Source organism: Flavobacterium sp. (assembly GCF_035456085.1).
Classification (GTDB): domain Bacteria; phylum Bacteroidota; class Bacteroidia; order Flavobacteriales; family Flavobacteriaceae; genus Flavobacterium.
This window is the reverse complement of record NZ_DATIDY010000126.1, coordinates 1-15,227: the sequence shown is the minus strand read 5'-3', so window position 1 is coordinate 15,227 and position 15,227 is coordinate 1. Positions and strand designations below refer to the sequence as shown.

Below are 15,227 nucleotides of genomic sequence, written 5' to 3'. Positions count from 1 at the left end.
GTGAAAGGTAGATTGCATACGCGTTACGCACCCGTGCGCCGGTCTCTAGGCCCGAAAGCCTATACCCCTCGACTTGCATGTGTTAAGCCTGCCGCTAGCGTTCATCCTGAGCCAGGATCAAACTCTTCATCGTATATTGTTCGCTTAATTGCTTAAGCTGTTTTTATTCGACTCAGTATCTATCGGTTTTATTCAAATCTTTACGATTCTATTACTCTTATTTTATTTGTTCTGATCTTTCGATCAAAACGGCTGTCAATTCAATATGTCTAGGAACGTGTTCTTCTGTTTTCAAGAGTCACACTACAGTGTGTCTCTACAAATTTTCGCCTTTCGTTTGTCTGTCAAAGCGGGTGCAAAAGTAGCAATTTCTTTTTACCTGGCAAGAAAAATTTAAAGTTTTTTTGAAAAATTTTATTTTCGTTTTCCTCTCTTCTCTCTTATCAGCTTTTCAAATAACTTGCGCTTTTAGCGGGGTGCAAAAATAAGCAGCGTTTTTTTCTCTGGCAAGCTTTTACCAATCTTTTTTTGAAAAAACTTTTTTCAATTTGATTTTGTTAGCCTGTCAGGATTTCTAAGAACGCTTGTGCTTGTTGCGGGTGCAAAAGTAGACAGTTTATCCGTTTTAACAATGGCTTTTTGCATTTATTTTTCGATTATTTTTTAATGCCTTGGTCTACTTATAGTTATCTTTCTTCTTTTTGAGGATTTTTAGTCTTAGGGAGAGATTGCTCGTGTTTTATCAGATTTTCAAGGGTTTTTGAAGGGCGTTTTAAGGAATTGGCAGGTTTTATCTTTCTCCTATATTATATGATACGTATCCAAGCGTGGTTCTTTACCCTGAAAGCCTAAAAACATACCTAACAAGTTCCAAAAACTTGTTAGGACACCTATTTCTCATACGAAGAACCAAAGCCCTAGCCCTGATTGCTTCGCCAGTTCGCTTCACTCGTGTGTAGTGGAAATCCTTGTTGACCGGGGTTCGGGCAACAAGATTGGAACGGATAGCAGGATTTAGCTCCTTATTATATATATACTTTTAAATATATAAAGTCAGGGCATTTTTTTGATAATCCCTAAAAAACACGACCTTTGCAACCTAAAAAAATCACTAATGACACTTCATGTTGAAACTCCAGCCTTACTATTTTCGGCTACTTCGTTGATATTATTGGCTTACACCAATCGTTTTCTGACACTTGCTACCATAATTCGTGGTTTAAAGAAAGCTTATAAAGAAAAAGAGAACCGAATGATTTTGTTAGAAATAAAAAACCTCAATTTAAGACTAACTCTCATTCGCTTTATGCAAATGGCTGGCGCAGCTAGTTTGTTTTTATCCGTATTAACAATGCTTGTATTGTTCTTAGACTATCAAATAATGGGAATTTATCTATTTGGGCTGAGTTTATTTGCTTTATTAATCTCTTTAGCTCTTTGTATTTGGGAAATTAATATTTCAGTTGGGGCTTTGCGTTTGCATTTGAGTGATTTAACACATAAAGAACTTGAAAAAGAACACCAATCAACAACTGAAGCAAAATAATATTTTACTCTCAATTTATATTCAAAAATGTTAAAAAACCACACTCTTAAAGGAGTTTTCCTTGTAGCTATTGGAGCCACTAGTTACGGGATGCTGGCTACATTTGTAAAAATGGCTTATTCCGAAGGATACACAACAGCGGAAGTTACTATTTCTCAATTTATATTAGGAATCCTAGGAATCCTGATTATCAATACCTTACAAAAAGCCAAAAGCCAAAACGAAACCATAAAAGCAACTTCAAAAAACATATTTCAATTGATGCTTGCCGGAACTTCAACAGGATTGACAAGTGTGTTTTATTATATGGCGGTAAAATATATTCCAGTTTCGATTGCTATCGTATTATTAATGCAGACTGTTTGGATAGGTTTACTATTGGAGATGATTCTAGAAAAGAAAATCCCTTCAAAACAAAAGATTGTGGCTGCGGTTGTGGTATTGATAGGAACACTTTTGGCGACCAATGTGATTCAGGATGAAATCGAATTAGATTGGCGAGGAGTTTTACTGGGAATGTTGGCGGCTTGTTCATTTACAACGACTATGTTTACCGCTAACCGAGTAGCATTAGGAATTTCATCGGCACAGCGAAGTTTGTATATGCTTTTGGGAGGTGCTGTAGTTGTTGCTATTTTTGCATTAGTTACATTAAACACTTCTTTTCATTTTGAAATATTTCTAAAATGGGGTATTATACTATCTCTTTTTGGAACTATTATTCCGCCAATGTTAATGAACGCGGGTTTTCCTCTTACCGGAATTGGTCTGGGCAGTATTGTTTCGGCATTAGAACTTCCTGTTTCTGTTTTAATGGCTTACTTTCTTCTTCATGAGAATGTAGTTTTTCTACAGTGGATTGGTATATTCCTAATTATATTTGCGATAATAATAATGAATGTGAATTTAAAAAAGCATTAATTCACCGTCATCACCTCTTGATAAAACATAGTTAATAGTAATTATGTGTTAATTTTTTTATAAATTCGTAACACTACTTATTATCAATATTTTACAAGTATATAGAACTCCTATTTATTTGATTTTTAATTCATAACTATTAACTTAATTATTTTATTATGAAAAAACTTTTCGCAGAATTTTTCGGAACGTATTGGTTAGTTTTTGGAGGTTGTGGAAGCGCAATTTTTGCAGCAGGCATTCCTGATTTAGGAATTGGATTTATTGGTGTTTCGTTGGCTTTTGGTCTCACAGTATTGACTATGGCATATGCAGTTGGTCATATTTCGGGAGGGCATTTTAACCCTGCTGTCTCTTTTGGATTATGGGCTGGTGGAAGATTTTCGGCAAAAGATTTGCTCCCTTATATTATAGCACAATGCATTGGTGCAATTGCAGCAGCAGGAACTCTCTTTACAATTGCTTCTGGAAAAGCTGGGTTTATGATTGATAATACAAAAGCAGGAGCATTTGCCTCTAATGGTTATGGAGCATTTTCGCCTGATGGCTATTCGTTACAAGCTGCTTTTATTGCCGAATTTGTATTGACTTTATTTTTTCTTCTTATTATACTTGGTGCCACAGATAAATTTGCAAATGGAAGGTTTGCAGGAATAGCAATCGGACTTGGCTTAACATTGATTCATTTAATCAGCATTCCTATTACAAATACATCTGTAAATCCTGCCAGATCGTTATCACAGGCCATTTTTGTTGGTGGTGAACCTTTATCTCAAGTCTGGCTGTTTTGGATTGCTCCTATTTTGGGCGCTATAGTTGCAGGTTTTATTTATAAAAATTTACTTCAAGATAATTCTGAAGCATAAACTAGTTTATAATTTCAAAAAATAGAAAAGAGAAAAATGGAATACTTGATTTCGTTTTTCTCTTTATTTTTGTTGTATGAACTCATTATTTCAATCCGAACCAATTGTTTTTAATTTGCCAAATGCGGAAATTATCTATTTTCCTAAGTTTTTTTTTGAGGAAGAAGCGAATGCTCTTTTTAAAGAATTACTAGAAAAAACTCCTTGGCAACAGGACGAAATTACTGTTTACGGCAAAAAACATCTACAACCCCGATTAACTGCTTTGTATGGAAATGAAGGTAAGCCTTACTCCTATTCGAATATAACTATGCAACCTCATTATTGGACTCCGACATTACAAAAAATCAAAAACCTTGTTGAAAATGTTGCTGAAATCAATTTTACAACTGTTTTGCTAAATTATTATAGAGATGGAAATGACGGTAACGGTTGGCATGCGGATAATGAGAAAGAACTCGGGATTAATCCAATAATTGCTTCATTAAGCTTGGGCGCTGAACGGAACTTTCAATTGAAACATAATATAGATAGTACGCAAAAAAAGAATATTGTCTTAGAAAATGGTAGTTTACTACTAATGAAAGGTACTACTCAACATTTTTGGAAACATCAGGTGCCTAAAACAAAAAAAAATATTGGTCCCAGAATAAATCTTACTTTTAGGGTTATTAAATAAAAAAAACTCAAAAATCTTTATTTAAAATATCACTTGTTCAAAAGAATCAAAAAATTGATTTTTTTTTAGCCTAAAATAAAAAGTAATTATTTTTTTTATTAATATTGGTATAAGATTTGAAATCAAATTTATTAATCATTTAAAAAAAACTGAATTAATTTTCACGTGATGAAAAAGAGTAACCGCAAAGAATTAAACTGGGAACAAACAGAAAGACTGATCACATTGGCCCAAGAAGAGAGAAATCCATTCGAGATTATAAAAAAAGAATTTGGATTAGCTGAGAAGGAGGTTCTTGAAATTATGAAAAAGAAAATGCCAACTGAAAAATACGAAATGTGGAAAAAGAAAGCAATAGCAAGTAAACCAAAACCAAAACCTCTGAAAATCGATGATTTTGATGACGATTTAGATGGCAAATATTATATAAAAAATAAGTTAGATTAACTACAAAAAATGACACTCCTGTAAATCAGGAGTTTTTTTATTCCTTATTTCAAATTCAAAACATCACAAATATTAACTTTCTATTTCAAATACAGCTTTGCCGTTTTCTGTAACTTTTTTGCAATTTGAAATACTAATTCATAAACAAACATTAATATAAATGAAAAAAATAATTTTTGCTCTTGCTTTTTCTTCTCTACTCTGGACAAGTAAAGCGAACACTACAAAAGTCGTAGATTCAAAAAAAGACGAAATAGAAGTTAACATCAATCTCACGGATGTAAAAGATGATCAGGTTTTAGTTTCTGTAAAAGCGCCAAAAATCAACACACAAATTATTACTTATAGTCTTCCAAAGACTGTTCCTGGAACATATTCAGTGGATGATTATGGAAAGTATGTTGCCGATTTTAAAGCCTACGACAAAAAAGGTAATCTATTAACAATTACAAAAACAGACGATAATACCTGGTCTATCAACAATGCAAAATCATTAGTCAAAATTACTTATTTAGTAAATGACACTTACGATACTGAAAAAGGTAAAGGTTTTGGAAAAGACGATGTATTCTCTCCAGCTGGAACTAATATTGATGTCAATAAAAATTACATGCTAAACTTACATGGTTTTGTTGGCTATTTTCAAGACAAAAAAGAAATTCCATATAAAGTTACTATAACTCATCCTGAAACTCTTTGGGGAGCTACCTCAATGATTGATAAAGATGCGTCGGCTACAGTAGATGTTTTTGAGATGCCTCTTTATTCTGAATTGTTGGAAAATCCAATCATGTATTCAAAACCAGACTACACTACATTCAATGTCGACGGAATGGATATACAAATCGCAGTTTATTCTCCAACAGGAAAATTTACAGCAGAGAGCATTACGCCAGAAATGAAAACGATGATGACTGCTCAAAAGAAATTTTTAGGAAAAATTAATTCTACCAAAAAATACACTGTTATATTATACCTTTCAACGATGTCTCAAACAGATGCTAAAGGTTTCGGCGCATTGGAACATCCAACTGCAACAACTGTTGTAATGCCAGAAATGATGTCAAAAGATGAATTGGTAGAACAAATGAAGGACGTAGTTTCTCATGAATTTTTTCATATCGTAACTCCTTTGACTATTCACTCAAAAGAAATTCAATATTTTGACTATAACTCTCCAAAAATGTCTCAGCACTTATGGATGTATGAAGGAGTAACGGAATATTTTGCAAATTTATTCCAAATCAATCAAGGTTTAATTAATGAAGAAGAATTCTATTCTAGAATAGCCGAAAAAATACAAGGCGCAAATGCCATGAATGATAGTATGCCTTTTACGACGATGAGCGCCAATGTTTTGACACAACCTTACAAAGATCAATATCTGAATGTTTATCAAAAAGGAGCTTTAATTGGTATGTGTTTGGACATTTTAATTAGAGAAAAAAGTAATGGCCAAAGAGGGATTTTAGACTTAATGCATAAATTATCTAATGAATATGGTGTTTCAAAACCATTTAACGATGCAGATTTATTTGGTAAAATCACATCATTAACATATCCTGAAGTAGGTGAATTTTTGACTAAATATGTTTCTGGTTCTACTCCGATTCCTTATTATGACTACTTAGCTAAAGTTGGAATAACCAAAACAACAAAAAGAGTACCTGATGGCATATTTTTGCAAGGACAAGTTCCATTTATTGGAGTAATGAGCGAGCAGGATAAAGAAATTTTCATTGTTCCAAATAAGGAATTACATGTTTTCTATACGACATTAGGCTTAAAAGCCTTGGATGTAATTCTTGCTGTTAATGACAAAGCTTATTCTTATGACAATATTTACGAATTGATTACAGACAGTCAAAAATGGAAAGAAAATGATCCAATAACTATCAAAATCAAACGTGATGGAAAGGAACAGACTATTAAAGGAGTAGTCAAATTGCCTTACATAGATAGTGAAGGACTGGAAGCTACTGATGCGTCAAAAGCCACATTGAGAGAAGCTTGGCTAAAAGGATAACTCTAAAAAATTTTTATAAAATCCCAATCTAAAATTAGATTGGGATTTTTTTTTAAAATTCATTCTCACTAAAACAATTCATTCCAACAATTTTCTTTATTTTGCGCCAAAATAGACAAAACTAAAAAATAGCATACTTATATATTCAAGAGCTGCTTTTTTTACATTCCCAAAAAAACAAATTTATTACCCATGAAAAACTCAATTATTGCTTTTGCTTCCTTACTTTTTTTGGTAGCATGTAACAAAAATGAATCTAATAAAAATCTGCATATTACAGGAAATATTAAAGGGCTAAAAGAAGGAACTTTATACATTCAGAAATATACTGATTCTGCTCTTGTCGCAATAGATACCATCAAGATTGACGGACAATCAACATTTGAAAGTAACCTTGATTTAAAATCACCTGAAATGCTATATTTATATCTAGATAGAGGTGTTACCAATTCTCTTGACAACAACATCATGTTTTTTGCTGAACCAGGCACCATTAATATTGAAACTAATTTAGATTCATTCATAGCTGGCGCAAAAATTACAGGTTCTAAAAATCAAGAATTATACGAAGAATATAAAAAAATAAACTCTCGTTTCAATGACGAAAATCTAACTCTGATTGAACAAAAGTTTAAAGCAATGAAAAATAATGATACTAAAAAAATTGACAGTATCGCAGCTGCACAGGATAACAATATCAAACGTAAATATCTTTTTGCAACTAATTTTGCTGTAAATAATAAAGATCATGAGATTTCGCCTTATATCGCTTTGGCTGAAATCTATGATATCAACGTTAAATATTTGGACACTATTCAGAAGTCAATGACACCAAAAGTAGCCAACTCATTCTATGGCAAAAAATTGACCAAGTACGTAAACGACATCAAAAAAAGTGAAACAGTTAAATAAGTTTTACTTCCAAAAAAACTAAGACCGTCTAAAAATTTAGGCGGTTTTTTTGTGATCTAAAGTATTTATTAGGGCGAGACAGCAATCCAATAAAAGGGCAAAAATTCATTTGTGCATATACGTCCTTTTATTGGATTGCTGTCGGGCTATTCGGGCTACTTCGGTAGCTTCCTACTATCCCTCTCGCAAACCAAATCAACCCTGCACTTACATAAAACTTTTTCTTGAAAACAAATCGAAAAAAAGGCTAAAACAAAAAAACCACCTAACAAATGTTAGATGGTTTTACTCAGAGCCGATAGAGGGACTCGAACCCACGACCTGCTGATTACAAATCAGCTGCTCTAGCCAGCTGAGCTACATCGGCGTCTCAATATGTTTTGTAATGATTTTCAATTTTAATAAAAAACCATCTATTTTTATTAGATGGTTTTGGAGCCGATAGAGGGACTCGAACCCACGACCTGCTGATTACAAATCAGCTGCTCTAGCCAGCTGAGCTACATCGGCGTCTCATTACGGGTGCAAATATAAGTCGGTATTTCGTTTTTCCAAAATAAAAACTAACTTTTTTTGCCCTTTTTTTTACTACAAATCGTTGATTTTAGCAATCAATTGATTAGCAGTTTGTTCCAATTCTACATTTATTTGTTTGAAATGTGCTTTTTTGTTTTCAACGTTTTTAGCGTTCACTTTAGTAATTAAAGTATCAAAAGCAGCAATAGCTTCGTCAATTAATGCATTCGTTTCATCTGTAGGTTTTCCTGTTGTAGAAATCTCAAACAAGTAAACTGCTTCAATAATATCTCCTAATACGTAGTTGATGTCTTTCTTTAAATTCTTAACGTTTGCCATTTTATATTTATTTAATTTGCGTTTGCAAAAGTACACATAAACTTTCTATTCTCAACTATGAATTTGTCATTAAAATACTGTCTATCATAAACCAAAACAAAACTAACATAGCTGTGTAATATAAAAAGTTTATATCTACGAAATGTAAACTTCTAAAATTGATGCTTTCCCTTTCAGATTATAAGATTTCATAGCGGCTGGGATCAGAACCGTATCGCCTTTTTTGTATTGATACACTGAACCTTCATATTCTAATTCAAAAGAACCCTCGATACACATATATACCGCAAAAGACAATCCTGAATTTACCACTGATTTTTCATTCTCTAATGGAATAAAATTGGTTGTAAAGTAAGGACAATCCACAACCACATTTGACTTATCAGTCTCTTTAGTGTACTCTTTATATGTATTAACTTTTTTATAATTAATCGCATCCAAGGCCAAATCAACATGCAATTCTCTTGTATTTCCTTGCGCGTCTTTTCGATCAAAATCATATATACGATAAGTAATATCAGATGTTTGTTGAATTTCGGCAACTACTAATCCTGCTCCAATAGCATGAACAGTTCCTGTTTCCAGGAAAAAAACATCTCCGGGTTTTGCTTTTACTGTGTCAAGAATATCAATTAGTGTCTTATCATTTAGATGCTTTACGTATTCATCTGCACTGGAATCTTCTTTGAAACCAACAATTATTCTAGCATCATTATCAGCTTGCATAACGTACCACATCTCGGTTTTACCAAAAGAATTGTGGCGTTTTTTTGCCAACTCATCATTAGGATGTACTTGGATTGACAAATCTTCACGAGCATCTAAATATTTGAAAAGCAATGGAAATTGTTTTCCAAATCTTTCATGAACTGCTGTCCCCAGAATTTCGTTTGGGTATGCATCAATCAGCTCTGTCAAGGATTTTCCTTTATATTCACCATTGGCAACGATACTTACATCGCCTTCAACAGTAGAAAGTTCCCAACTTTCTCCTGTGATATTTGAAGTAATTGGTTTATTTAAAACTGTTTTTAACTTTTCGCCACCCCAAATTCTTTCTTTTAAGATCGCGTTAAACTGTAATGGATAATTTTTTGAACTCATATTTTTGTGTTTACTAATTTCTAAATTATTCTTATTGTTGTAATTTTCTAATCGCGTCTAGTGCTTTCGAAATATGACCTTTAGCTTTCATATTATCAAAAATCATTATAATAGTTCCCGTTTTATCAGTAACATACGTTACTCTGCCTGGTATCAAACCAAACAAACTTGACGGTACACCAAATAGATTTCTAAGATTTTTATCTGAATCTGATAAAAGAATAAAAGGCAATTTATATTGCTGTGTGAATTTCTGATGAGAAGCAACGCTATCGCTACTGACACCAATTACTTCGGCACCAAGATCTTTGAAATCTTCATATTGATCCCGAAAAGTACAGGCTTGAGTTGTGCAACCAGGGGTATTATCTTTGGGGTAGAAATAAATAACTAATGGCTTTTTGCCAATTAGATCCTGACTATTGAAATCATTTCCATTAGTATCTTTTGCAATAAAATTTGGAATTTTATCTCCTATATTTAGTCCCATTATTCTCCTTTATAAGTTACAAAATTGCGTGGTGTTTCATATAAAACTACTTCTAAATCGAGTTCAGGCTTTACTTTTTTCCTTATTTTATTCCAAATCACAACCACAATATTCTCAGCCGTAGGATTTAAATCCTGAAATTCCGGCACATCCAAATTCAGATTTTTATGGTCAAACTGATCTTCAACTTCTTCTTTGATAATATCAGTTAGAAACTTTACATCCATAACATAGCCCGTTTCTTTATCAATTTCGCCAGTGACACTTACAATCAATTCGTAATTGTGTCCATGAAAATTGGGATTATTGCATTTACCGAAAATGGCATCATTTTGTTCAAAAGTCCAATCCTTTCTATATAAACGATGTGCGGCATTAAAATGAGCTTTTCTGGATATTGTTACTCTCATAAGTGGGGGTCAAAATTTTTAATTGTATTAAAAAAATTAATTATTTTGTTCTAATGCATGTTCTTCTAAAAAATGATAAAACTGATCAAATATAATTTTGAACCAAACTGTATAATCCTCCGGATTTAAAAGCATATCATTTTTTACATCTTCAATTTTCATCCATTTCCAGGCTTCAACCTCCTCTGTGTTAATGTTTGGTTCCTCGTTATAATAACCAATCATTACGTGATCAAGTTCATGTTCTGTCAAACCATTATCAAAAGGCGCTTTATAAATAAAATGAAAAAGCTCTTTTAACTCGGTATTAAAACCCATTTCTTCAAATAATCTGCGATTACCAGCCTGAATATTAGTTTCGCCATCACGCTGATGACTACAACAAGTATTGGTCCATAACAAAGGGGAATGGTATTTTTGATGCGCTCTTTGTTGAAGCATAATCTCATTTTGATTATTTAGAACGAAAACTGAAAAAGCACGATGTAAAATAGCTTTTTTATGTGCTTCTAATTTTGGCATCAAACCAATTTGTTGATCCAATTCATTTACTAATATTACTTTTTCTTCTTCCATATTATTTATTGATAGGACAAAAGTACAAAAAAGATAGCTTTATAAAGGCTTAAACATTTTTCATAATTTCCATTTTATCTCAGCATTAGTAATGTCCTGAAGTCTTAAAATTTTCAAAATACAGAATCATTAACTTCAAACTTCTGTTACATTTGATATAAAAATTTCAACAAATGAAAACACCCCCCATTTTTGGTATTTTTCTACTTCTGTCGTTTTTTGCTTTTCATGCATGTGGACAAAATAAAGAAGTGAAAAACAATTCAATGACCTCAATTGAAACCAATCAGAGCAAACCAAAAAATCCTTATTATTCCCATACCAACACTACAAAACTCAATTTAACCGATGCAGAGTGGAAAAAAATTCTGCCAGAAGATGTCTATTTAGTTTCCCGAAAAGCAGATACCGAAAGACCTTTTACCGGAAAATATTGGAATACAGATGTAAAAGGAACTTATTATTGTGCTGCTTGTGGCAATCTTCTTTTTCGATCAGGAGCCAAATTTGCTAGTAGTTGCGGCTGGCCAAGTTTTTTTGAACAAGAAAATAAAAAAAGTATCGTTTTTAAAGATGATAATTCATTAGGAATGGAACGAATTGAAGCCTTATGCGGAAGATGTGGCGGACATTTAGGCCATTTATTTGATGATGGTCCTGAGCCAACAGGAAAACGATATTGCATGAATTCTATCGCGCTGGATTTTATACCAGATGCTAAACATTAGACTGATTATTATGTGATTATCAGTTTAAAAAATGCATTAACCTTTGACTCTGACTTAAAAATATTTATCATGAAAACTTTATTTTTAACTTGTTTACTAATAACCGGAACTTTATTTTCTCAAAACAATACTAAAACTAAAAATATGACACAATCTAATTTTGAAACCATAACTCTTGGAGGAGGCTGCTACTGGTGTGTAGAGGCTGTTTACGAAAATTTAAAAGGAGTAAAATCTGTTGTATCTGGATTTTCTGGAGGAAGAACAGCTAACCCAAGCTATGAAGAAGTTTGTTCAGGAACTACCGGTCACGCCGAAGTTGTTCAAATTACTTTTGACAAAACCGTAACAAACCTAGATGAAATTTTCAAAGTATTCTTCACTGTTCATGATCCAACAACTCTTAATCGACAAGGTGCTGATAGAGGAACACAATATCGTTCTGTCATTTTTTATAATAATGAAGAACAAAAAAAAGAAGCTCAATCGATCATTGCAGAGTTACAGAAAGCAAAGGTTTACGAAAACCCAATTGTCACTACCATAGAACCTTTTACAAAATTTTATAAAGCTGAAGATTATCATCAAAACTATTATGCCAATAACAAAAACCAACCTTATTGTCAAATGGTTATACAGCCAAAATTGGAGAAGTTCGAAAAAGTTTTTAAAGACAAATTAAAAGCAAGGACCCATTAGTTAAATACGATTATCGAAACGAATCCTTCAAAACACATTTGAAGGATTTTTTATATCAAAAGCTAAAAAATCTTTCAAATGAACGTTAAAGCAATGGAAGGATTACCCACAGAATTTTTAAATTTTAAAAAAATATTATCGCAATCGAATGATTTAGAAATCAGCCAGATTCTGATTGAAAAAGAGAGTGCAGAATATGGAGCTTGTTCCTTTGTTCTCAATAAAAAAAATATTCGATTTCGAAGTGCCAAAATAACACCAACCAAAACCGGTCAATTTGTAACTTTATGGAAAAGGATAAATCAAGGGCCAATTCAGCCTTTTGACAATTCAGATCCAATAGATTTGTTTATAATAAGCGTTCGAAAAAACGATTCCTTCGGATTATTTGCCTTTCCAAAAGCCGTTCTGATTGAGAAAGGAATTGTTTCGGAAAAAAAAGAGGGTAAGCGAGCCATTCGCGTTTATCCAGCTTGGGATCTAACAACAAATAAACAGGCACAAAAAACTCAAAAATGGCAGTTGGATTATTTTGTAGAAATACCGCTAAATGAAACTATTGATTTGGACCGAATAAAATTACTTCTTGATTTAAAATATTAGAATATGCTTCTACCTTCGTATCGTAAAAAGCAAAAAAAATATCACTGGGAAATATCAAGAACGATAAGCTTCGATTATTAATTCAAACTTTGTTTCACTCAAAATAAACTTCGCACCATTTTAAAAAACAAATCGGAATTTAACTTATTAAAGTCAAATTCCGATTTTCTTTTATAACACAATTTTGCAGTGTTCTATAATGCTTATTTATTAGTGAGATAACTCTACTGAATAATATTTTACAGCTGCACGAACTGCTGTATCATCTGTTTGAGGATTACATCCAATAGTGAAGTAATTATCAAATACTCCCCAGTTTTCATAATTTATACCAGAATAAACTTTTTTCTCACCATCAACATTAACTTCCATTTTTCCTTCAGAAATTGTAATTTGAATAGTGAACTTATCAAAACCAACACTGTTTTTAAATGTAAATCCATCGTCATCAATCCAGTTTTCATCTTTTAATAGATCGTTTCCAGAAATTTTTGGATTTACAGGTCTTTTTGATCTTAGTTTTATATATCCATTATCCCAATATACCTTTAAAATTGCTGGAGCATTTTTATCTTTTGCCCCAATTAAGTTAACTTGCTCTTCTTTAAGTCTTCCACCAATTTGAAGAAAAATTATTCTTGGATATTCATTATTTTTTCTGGAAAGATCACCCATTTTCAAGGTTGCTTTCAATTTGGCACCATTTCTAAAAGTCCAACCTGCATCACCACCAAATGCATTTTGTTCTTTCAATTCGGTTTTCATTATAGGCTTACCAACAGGTTTTAGCGCTGGAGTGAAAAAAAACACCAAAGATTTGTCTGTTGGATCATTATACATATACTTTTGGATGTCTAAGTTTTCACTATAATCTAAAAGTTTTTGACCTTTAAATGATGTTACTGCACCTTCTGGGATAACTAATCTCCATTGAGAAAAATCTATTTTTGGTCCTTTTTGACCATAGGAACTAAAACTAACAGCGGTAAACAATACTACTACTAGATAAATACTAATCTTTTTCATTCTTCAATAATTATAGGTTATAAATGTATAGAGGCTAATTGTTTATAAGGAAATTTTCATCGAAAATCATCATAAAAAAATTAAAAAATGATCTTTAATAATCATAAAATAAACATTAAGAATCCTTTATTGTAATCGGTTACAAAAGTTGCCTTTTTTTTTCACTTTTACAATTTTTTTCCAAACGTTTTTTATTAAATTAAACGAAAACAGATCTGAAAAATCTCTTAAAAAAATAATTACTTAAAAAACATTTGTTATTATTTAGATATCATCAAAAAAATGATTTACAGAAAGATTCAAAACATAAACAATCAGCTTACAACATTAAAAAACAACTAATTATCAGTGCTTATAATTTTTATCTGATTTAAAACAAAAAAATATATAGTTTTAACTTTCTTTGCATCCTCAAAAAAAGAAAAAATGAAAGCACTTACTTTCTCTAAATTCGGCAACTCGGATGTACTCGAATATATTGACACTCCAAATCCACAATTAAAAAAGGATGAAATTTTAGTAGAAATGAAAGCCATCGGATTAAACTTTGCCGATGTGTACCGACGAAAAGGAAATTATCATCTTAAAGGAAATCCACCATTTATTGCCGGCTATGAAGGTGCTGGAATTGTCGTTGATACTAATTGTAATTCAGAATTTAAAATTGGAGACAGAATCGCTTTTGCTGATGTTCCTTTTGCTAATGCCGAATTGGTTGCAGTAAATGTAAATCATGCACTTCCCTTACCTGAAGCTATTTCTTTTGAAACTGCAGCTTCTATATTATTACAAGGTTTAACAGCACATTATCTGGCTACAGACAGCCACAAAACTGCAAAAGGTGAAACCATTTTAATTCACGCTGTTGCTGGAGGAGTTGGTCAATTTTTAACACAAATCAGCAAACTTTTAGGCGCGAATGTTATTGGTTTGACCTCAACATCAGACAAGGCAAAAGTCGCTATTGAACAAGGCGCTGATCATGTATTTCTATACAATGAAGATTGGAAATCGGATATTTTCAAAACGATTTCAAATGGTGTTGATGTTGTTTATGACAGTATTGGGAGTACCCTAATGGACAGCTTTGAAGTCACTAAAGAATGTGGTCAAGTCGTTTTCTTTGGAATGGCGGGAGGCGATCCAGAATTTATAAATCCAAGAATGTTAATGGATACTTCCAAAACTTTAACTGGAGGAGATTTGTGGAGCTATTTAAATTCAAAAGAAGAAAGAATCAAAAGAGCCAACCAATTATTTGATTGGATTATCGAAGGAAAAATTAAAGTTGCTCCTCCGACTTCTTTCCAATTATCCGAAGGAAAACTGGCACATGATT

General features: G+C 32.3%; 17 protein-coding genes, 2 tRNA genes and 1 rRNA gene. 11 read left to right on the top strand and 9 right to left on the bottom strand.

What is annotated here, in order from left to right; all coding sequences use genetic code 11:
* Positions 1–133 (bottom strand): 16S ribosomal RNA (locus VLC96_RS09630); the annotation flags it as partial.
* 981 nt (positions 134–1,114) lie between these two features.
* Here VLC96_RS09630 and VLC96_RS09625 point away from each other — a divergent pair.
* The 7 genes from VLC96_RS09625 (at position 1,115) to VLC96_RS09595 (ending at position 7,397) form a co-directional block, all read left to right on the top strand.
* Positions 1,115–1,546, top strand: coding sequence for a DUF2721 domain-containing protein (locus VLC96_RS09625; RefSeq protein WP_325262466.1), 432 nt, complete (start codon positions 1,115–1,117; stop codon positions 1,544–1,546).
* A 27-nt stretch (positions 1,547–1,573) separates the two neighbouring features.
* On the top strand, positions 1,574–2,467 hold the full coding sequence (locus tag VLC96_RS09620) for a DMT family transporter (protein ID WP_325262464.1): 894 nt from the start codon (positions 1,574–1,576) through the stop codon (positions 2,465–2,467).
* Positions 2,468–2,625: 158 nt separating this feature from the next.
* Positions 2,626–3,333 (top strand): aquaporin Z, encoded by a 708-nt coding sequence (aqpZ, locus tag VLC96_RS09615; RefSeq protein WP_325262463.1) that lies wholly within the window; start codon positions 2,626–2,628, stop codon positions 3,331–3,333.
* Positions 3,334–3,409: 76 nt separating this feature from the next.
* On the top strand, positions 3,410–4,012 hold the full coding sequence (locus tag VLC96_RS09610; RefSeq protein WP_325262462.1) for an alpha-ketoglutarate-dependent dioxygenase AlkB family protein: 603 nt from the start codon (positions 3,410–3,412) through the stop codon (positions 4,010–4,012).
* 168 nt (positions 4,013–4,180) lie between these two features.
* Complete coding sequence (locus tag VLC96_RS09605; protein WP_325262461.1) at positions 4,181–4,459, top strand: DUF2805 domain-containing protein; 279 nt, start codon at positions 4,181–4,183, stop codon at positions 4,457–4,459.
* A 160-nt stretch (positions 4,460–4,619) separates the two neighbouring features.
* Positions 4,620–6,485, top strand: coding sequence for a M61 family metallopeptidase (locus VLC96_RS09600; protein WP_325262460.1), 1,866 nt, complete (start codon positions 4,620–4,622; stop codon positions 6,483–6,485).
* Between the two features lie 192 nt (positions 6,486–6,677).
* Positions 6,678–7,397 (top strand): DUF4369 domain-containing protein, encoded by a 720-nt coding sequence (locus VLC96_RS09595; protein ID WP_325262459.1) that lies wholly within the window; start codon positions 6,678–6,680, stop codon positions 7,395–7,397.
* Positions 7,398–7,690: 293 nt separating this feature from the next.
* Here the strand turns inward: VLC96_RS09595 and VLC96_RS09590 are convergent.
* The 7 genes from VLC96_RS09590 to idi all read right to left on the bottom strand — a co-directional run bounded on the left by VLC96_RS09590 (position 7,691) and on the right by idi (position 10,832).
* A tRNA-Thr gene (locus VLC96_RS09590) sits at positions 7,691–7,764 on the bottom strand.
* Positions 7,765–7,830: 66 nt separating this feature from the next.
* A tRNA-Thr gene (locus VLC96_RS09585) sits at positions 7,831–7,907 on the bottom strand.
* 78 nt (positions 7,908–7,985) lie between these two features.
* On the bottom strand, positions 7,986–8,252 hold the full coding sequence (locus tag VLC96_RS09580) for a hypothetical protein (protein WP_325262458.1): 267 nt from the start codon (positions 8,250–8,252) through the stop codon (positions 7,986–7,988).
* A gap of 135 nt (positions 8,253–8,387) precedes the next feature.
* The gene (locus VLC96_RS09575; protein WP_325262456.1) at positions 8,388–9,356 is read right to left on the bottom strand and encodes a type I phosphomannose isomerase catalytic subunit; all 969 of its coding nucleotides are present in this window, start codon (positions 9,354–9,356) and stop codon (positions 8,388–8,390) included.
* 31 nt (positions 9,357–9,387) lie between these two features.
* Positions 9,388–9,846 (bottom strand): peroxiredoxin, encoded by a 459-nt coding sequence (locus VLC96_RS09570; RefSeq protein ID WP_325262455.1) that lies wholly within the window; start codon positions 9,844–9,846, stop codon positions 9,388–9,390.
* On the bottom strand, positions 9,846–10,256 hold the full coding sequence (locus VLC96_RS09565; RefSeq protein ID WP_325262453.1) for a 6-pyruvoyl trahydropterin synthase family protein: 411 nt from the start codon (positions 10,254–10,256) through the stop codon (positions 9,846–9,848). The genes VLC96_RS09570 and VLC96_RS09565 overlap by 1 nt, the downstream gene beginning before the upstream one ends.
* A 36-nt stretch (positions 10,257–10,292) precedes the next feature.
* The gene (gene idi / locus VLC96_RS09560; RefSeq protein WP_325262451.1) at positions 10,293–10,832 is read right to left on the bottom strand and encodes an isopentenyl-diphosphate Delta-isomerase; all 540 of its coding nucleotides are present in this window, start codon (positions 10,830–10,832) and stop codon (positions 10,293–10,295) included.
* Positions 10,833–11,005: 173 nt separating this feature from the next.
* Between idi and msrB the strand changes: the two genes are divergently transcribed.
* The 3 genes from msrB (at position 11,006) to VLC96_RS09545 (ending at position 12,862) form a co-directional block, all read left to right on the top strand.
* Positions 11,006–11,560, top strand: a complete 555-nt coding sequence (gene msrB, locus VLC96_RS09555; RefSeq protein WP_325262447.1) for a peptide-methionine (R)-S-oxide reductase MsrB — start codon at positions 11,006–11,008, stop codon at positions 11,558–11,560.
* Between the two features lie 69 nt (positions 11,561–11,629).
* A complete protein-coding gene (gene msrA, locus VLC96_RS09550; RefSeq protein ID WP_325262445.1) occupies positions 11,630–12,259 on the top strand; it encodes a peptide-methionine (S)-S-oxide reductase MsrA in 630 nt (209 codons plus the stop codon).
* A 78-nt stretch (positions 12,260–12,337) separates the two neighbouring features.
* Positions 12,338–12,862 carry a MepB family protein gene (locus VLC96_RS09545; RefSeq protein ID WP_325262444.1) on the top strand — a complete coding sequence of 175 codons (525 nt, stop codon included), beginning with the start codon at positions 12,338–12,340 and terminating at the stop codon, positions 12,860–12,862.
* A gap of 210 nt (positions 12,863–13,072) precedes the next feature.
* Here VLC96_RS09545 and VLC96_RS09540 read toward each other — a convergent pair whose 3' ends face one another.
* Positions 13,073–13,888 (bottom strand): polysaccharide lyase family 7 protein, encoded by an 816-nt coding sequence (locus VLC96_RS09540; protein ID WP_325262443.1) that lies wholly within the window; start codon positions 13,886–13,888, stop codon positions 13,073–13,075.
* 426 nt (positions 13,889–14,314) lie between these two features.
* On the opposite strand from VLC96_RS09540, the gene VLC96_RS09535 reads away from it, so the two are divergent.
* On the top strand, positions 14,315–15,227 hold a 913-nt coding region (locus tag VLC96_RS09535), incomplete at its 3' end, for a quinone oxidoreductase family protein (protein ID WP_325262441.1).

Excerpts from the sequence above, each read along its gene's own strand:
- VLC96_RS09625 (WP_325262466.1), top strand. The coding sequence starts at position 1,115 with ATGACACTTCATGTTGAAACTCCAGCCTTACTATTTTCGGCTACTTCG.
- VLC96_RS09620 (WP_325262464.1), top strand. The coding sequence starts at position 1,574 with ATGTTAAAAAACCACACTCTTAAAGGAGTTTTCCTTGTAGCTATTGGA.
- aqpZ (WP_325262463.1), top strand. The coding sequence starts at position 2,626 with ATGAAAAAACTTTTCGCAGAATTTTTCGGAACGTATTGGTTAGTTTTT.
- VLC96_RS09610 (WP_325262462.1), top strand. The coding sequence starts at position 3,410 with ATGAACTCATTATTTCAATCCGAACCAATTGTTTTTAATTTGCCAAAT.
- VLC96_RS09605 (WP_325262461.1), top strand. The coding sequence starts at position 4,181 with ATGAAAAAGAGTAACCGCAAAGAATTAAACTGGGAACAAACAGAAAGA.
- VLC96_RS09600 (WP_325262460.1), top strand. The coding sequence starts at position 4,620 with ATGAAAAAAATAATTTTTGCTCTTGCTTTTTCTTCTCTACTCTGGACA.
- VLC96_RS09595 (WP_325262459.1), top strand. The coding sequence starts at position 6,678 with ATGAAAAACTCAATTATTGCTTTTGCTTCCTTACTTTTTTTGGTAGCA.
- VLC96_RS09580 (WP_325262458.1), bottom strand. The coding sequence starts at position 8,252 with ATGGCAAACGTTAAGAATTTAAAGAAAGACATCAACTACGTATTAGGA.
- VLC96_RS09575 (WP_325262456.1), bottom strand. The coding sequence starts at position 9,356 with ATGAGTTCAAAAAATTATCCATTACAGTTTAACGCGATCTTAAAAGAA.
- VLC96_RS09570 (WP_325262455.1), bottom strand. The coding sequence starts at position 9,846 with ATGGGACTAAATATAGGAGATAAAATTCCAAATTTTATTGCAAAAGAT.
- VLC96_RS09565 (WP_325262453.1), bottom strand. The coding sequence starts at position 10,256 with ATGAGAGTAACAATATCCAGAAAAGCTCATTTTAATGCCGCACATCGT.
- idi (WP_325262451.1), bottom strand. The coding sequence starts at position 10,832 with ATGGAAGAAGAAAAAGTAATATTAGTAAATGAATTGGATCAACAAATT.
- msrB (WP_325262447.1), top strand. The coding sequence starts at position 11,006 with ATGAAAACACCCCCCATTTTTGGTATTTTTCTACTTCTGTCGTTTTTT.
- msrA (WP_325262445.1), top strand. The coding sequence starts at position 11,630 with ATGAAAACTTTATTTTTAACTTGTTTACTAATAACCGGAACTTTATTT.
- VLC96_RS09545 (WP_325262444.1), top strand. The coding sequence starts at position 12,338 with ATGAACGTTAAAGCAATGGAAGGATTACCCACAGAATTTTTAAATTTT.
- VLC96_RS09540 (WP_325262443.1), bottom strand. The coding sequence starts at position 13,888 with ATGAAAAAGATTAGTATTTATCTAGTAGTAGTATTGTTTACCGCTGTT.